This is a genomic window from Leptolyngbya sp. FACHB-36 (assembly GCF_014695955.1).
In the GTDB taxonomy this organism is placed as follows: domain Bacteria; phylum Cyanobacteriota; class Cyanobacteriia; order Leptolyngbyales; family Leptolyngbyaceae; genus FACHB-36.
Genome location: NZ_JACJPG010000040.1, coordinates 1 through 3,598, shown reverse-complemented (window position 1 = coordinate 3,598; position 3,598 = coordinate 1). Strand labels below are relative to the sequence as shown.

Here is a 3,598-nt window from a genome sequence, read left to right as displayed (position 1 = left end):
TCGTGCAAGTTGTGCGAGATCACCACAACGGCAAGACCCTGCTCCTTCAAGCGCAGAATTAGGTTCAGCACTTGGCGGGTTTGGACAACGCCGAGGGCAGCGGTGGGTTCGTCCAGCAGTACCACTTTCGGCTGGCGCAAAATCGTTTTAGCAACAGCGATACACTGGCGCTGTCCCCCAGAGAGCGCGGCGACTGGACGCCGCACCGAGGGGATTTTCACATCTAACGTCCGCAGCACCTCAATCGTGCGGCGCTCCATTTCAGTTTCGTCCAGCACCTTCAGCAGTCCAGGAATCACGGTGCGATACGCCTCCCGACCCAGCCACAGGTTGCCGACCACATCCAGGTTGTCGCACAGCGCTAGATCTTGATACACGGTTTCAATGCCCAGTCGAGTAGACTCCTGCGGGCTACCGATCGTGACGGGCTGTCCGTCGATCAGAATTTCGCCGCTGTCGGGCACGTATGCGCCCGACATGGTTTTAATTAGCGTGGATTTGCCTGCGCCGTTGTCGCCGACCAGTCCAACGACTTCACCCGCGTAGACCTCAAAATCCACGTCTTTGAGCGCTTGGACGCCGCCGAAGGACTTGTTGATGTTGCGAAGTTCGAAGCGGGGACGAGACGTTGCTTCGCCCCGCGCGTCACGATCGCCCATTTCAGTAAAGTTCATCAGTTGCACACGCCTCCTGCGCCTGTGGGTAATCCGCTGCAGACTTGATCTTTGGTCAAGAAACCATCCGCAATCACCGTCGAGGCAACGTTAGTTTTGTCTACGGCGATCGGCATCACCAGTGCCGATGGCACCTCGCCACCGCCTTTCAGCGCGGTTTTACCGTTTACCACGGACCCCGGATCGGTGCCGTTGCTGAGTGCAGCAACCAACTGCGCCGTCACTTGGGCTTCTTTGGCGATCGGCTTGTAAATCGTCATGGCTTGGTCGCCAATTAGAATGTTTTGAATCCCGGTTAGCGTTGCGTCCTGTCCGGTAACGAGCACTTTGCCGTTGAGCTTTTGCGATCGCAGCGCTGCAATCACCGTGTTCGCCATGCCGTCATTCGCCACATACGCCACGTCCACATCGTTGCGCTGCTGCGTCAGGATGCCTTCCATCAGCGATTGGGCGCGACCGTTATCCCAGTTGGGCGTGTACTGGTCAAACACCAGGTTAAGGCGTTTGTCGCTGACCGCAGGCTGAAGTGCATTCATTGCTCCTTCGCGGAACTGCAACGCATTGTTGTCAGTTTGGGAGCCGTTGATCATGACCAGTTTTGCCCCTGGCTTCAACTCATAATTGCCTTTCTGAAACTGGTCCAGAATGTACTGCCCCTGTAGCTGCCCAACGCGCACGTTGTCGAACGACACGTAGTACGCTATGTCGGGGTCTTGAATTAGGCGATCGTAGGCAATCACCGGAACATTGCTCGCTTTTGCCTTTTGCACAATCACCGAGGCTTTGTCGCTGTCGTTCGGGTCCACGACCATGATGCACGCCCCTTTAGTCAGTGCTGCATCCGCCTGATTCTGCTGCGTATCGGCGTTGTTGTTGGCGTTGGCGTATTGAATCGTCGCACCCGGTAGCGCCCGCTTAATCTCCTGCTCTAGCAGTGGACGATCGTACGCTTCATACCGTGCCGAAGAATCGGACTCTGGTAGCATCACGGCAATGTTCTTGCAGCCCTTTGCAGCCGTAAACGTGGAGGTTTTTGCCGCTGCGTCTTGAGCTTGGTTGGTCCCAGCCGCATTGTTACCCGAATTCGTTGCCGCGTTGTTGCTGCACGCTGCCAGCAGCAGCAGTCCCGCCAAGGGAACTGCTGAGCGAAGTTGAAATGACGTATTCATAAGTCGATTGAAACTGAAACGTTGAATCTGTAAAAAAGCGATTTGCTAGAAGAAGAACACCGTCCGTACCACTCCCACAAACACATCGTCGTTGCGGGCATCGTGATTCGGAGCCGTGAGCCAAATCACGCCGGGCGTGATGGCAACGTTGTCGCTGATTCGGTAGCGGTAGAAGCCTTCAACGTGTAGGGAGGTGTCCCGATCGATCGCGCCCCCGTTCACCGAAGAATCGATTCCGGTCAGCTTCGGCTCCATGCCGACGATGATGCCGCCCAAGTTGCCCGGTTTTCCCAAATTGGGAAAGGCTAAACCAACTGCCCAGTGCCAAACGTCGCCGTCGCCTCGACCGATGTAGCGCTGCTGGGCATAGCCAACCCAGCCAGACAGCGCCAGATTTCGACTGAAGTTTACAGTGGCAGTTGCGCCAAAGGCGTTGACGCTTACAGGACGACCAAAGTTAGCGTTCGCTAAATTGCTGCCCGTAGAAACGAGCGCAAAGGTGTCGTTCGGTCCCAGGTTTTCTGGGAAGGGACGGTAGGCGTTGATGTACGTCAAGCCGACGCGGATATTGCCGCGAGGATTGAAAATAAGCTGTGCCTCCGCCGCATATTGACCCTCCAACAGCCCCTGTCCGGCTGACGGGTTGTTTGCCGTTGGCGTCAGATAGGCTAGGTTGAGTTCTGCGATGTTGCCGAAGAAGTGCCGAATCCCAATTCCAGCCCCATAGGAGTAGTTGTAGATTGAGTTCCGCAACCCAAACAGGGAAACCGATCCGCCGTCGAAGTAAGGGTTGAGCTGGGAGGAACCGTCCACATCGACGAAGCCGTTTCCAGTTCCAGCAATGTAGACATCGGTATTCTCGGTCAGTGGGAAGCGGTAGCGCAGCAGTCCAATTCCCGCAGAGCCACCGCTGTCGCCGTCAAATTCGATGCGTCCCTCGTTCGTTTGCAGCGGACCTGTGCCGCCACCGTTGAACGTGCTGCCGCCCAAAGGCACCACATTGCTGGCTTGGATACGAGTGGTGAGCAGATCTCGACCTGAAAAACTGGTATCCAAGTTCAAGCGGACGCGGTAGCCCAAGGTGGGAACGCGATCAGCCTCGCTTCCATCTGCCCGATCGCCGCCTAGCACGCTGATCAAGCCCAGCACGATCTCGCCGTTTAGCTTGGTTGTGGTGGAGAACTGATTAGCTTCTAGCTCCGTCGTGCGGGCTTCTAAAGCGTCCACCCGACCGCGCAGCGTGAGCAACTCGGTTCTAAACTCTTCCTGGAGCCGCTGCAAGGTTACCAGATCCTCCTTGCGGACCAGATCTGCGGTTGCAGAAGCGATCAGCTCGTTGATGCGATCGATACACGCATTCAGTCCTGCTGCAAACTCATACCGCGTCAGGGCGCGGTTGCCGCGATAGGTGCGATCAGGGTAGCCCACAATGCAGCCGTAGCGCTCGACTAGCGACTGTAGCGCTTGAAACGCCCAATCGGTCGGTCGGACATCGGACAGTTGCGATACCGAGGTCACCTGATCCATGTCTTCGGCTTGAGCAACTAAGCGGTTAACCTCCGGAGCTGATGGGACGGGTGCAGACAATTTGGCAGGCTCAGATTCGTCCGCTGGCTTAGCGGACGCCCCAGACGGGCTGGGAGCGACTAACGCTGTTTTAATCGGTGTGGGAGTTCGTTGGTCCTCTGCGATCGCGGCTGACGCACTGGCAGCACTCATCGCTAACACAACCGGACTCAGGAGTAAAAACGTTTG

At 56.7% G+C, this 3,598-nt stretch carries 3 protein-coding genes; all 3 read right to left on the bottom strand.

The window, feature by feature from the left end; all coding sequences use genetic code 11:
- Positions 1 to 659 (bottom strand): ATP-binding cassette domain-containing protein (locus H6F43_RS00585; RefSeq protein ID WP_190340098.1); only part of this gene is annotated, 659 nt, incomplete at its 3' end.
- 14 nt (positions 660 to 673) lie between these two features.
- On the bottom strand, positions 674 to 1,843 hold the full coding sequence (locus H6F43_RS00580) for a sugar ABC transporter substrate-binding protein (protein ID WP_190340097.1): 1,170 nt from the start codon (positions 1,841 to 1,843) through the stop codon (positions 674 to 676).
- A 45-nt stretch (positions 1,844 to 1,888) separates the two neighbouring features.
- Positions 1,889 to 3,598 (bottom strand): iron uptake porin (locus H6F43_RS00575; RefSeq protein ID WP_347272351.1); only part of this gene is annotated, 1,710 nt, incomplete at its 5' end.